At 43.2% G+C, this 243-nt stretch carries 1 pseudogene; it reads right to left on the bottom strand.

Annotated features, from left to right (window positions below):
* Positions 1 to 243 (bottom strand): annotated as a pseudogene (locus KVT11_RS20415) (hypothetical protein); the annotation flags it as partial.

Here is a 243-nt window from a genome sequence, read left to right as displayed (position 1 = left end):
GAGCACCCAAACCGTCAGCATCATCAGTGTCAACAGAATGAGTGTAAAGACCGCTACCTTCAAAAAGGCGTGACCAAAAGAATAACGAATACCAAAACCTAATAAACGGGTCTTTGACGCCTTTAATTGAACGTAGTTGCCTAAAGCAAAAAACACACTGCATAACACAATTGTAATCCAGGCGTACTTCATGCGTAAAGTGTCCGCTTGATGGTTCGCACGACTCGGTGATTTTAACATCGC

The sequence above is a fragment of the Bacillus sp. GbtcB10 genome (assembly GCF_019091365.1).
GTDB classification, from domain to species: domain Bacteria; phylum Bacillota; class Bacilli; order Bacillales; family Bacillaceae; genus Bacillus; species Bacillus altitudinis.
The sequence above is the reverse complement of the archived record's forward strand: the minus strand, read 5'-3'. Positions and strand labels throughout refer to the sequence as shown.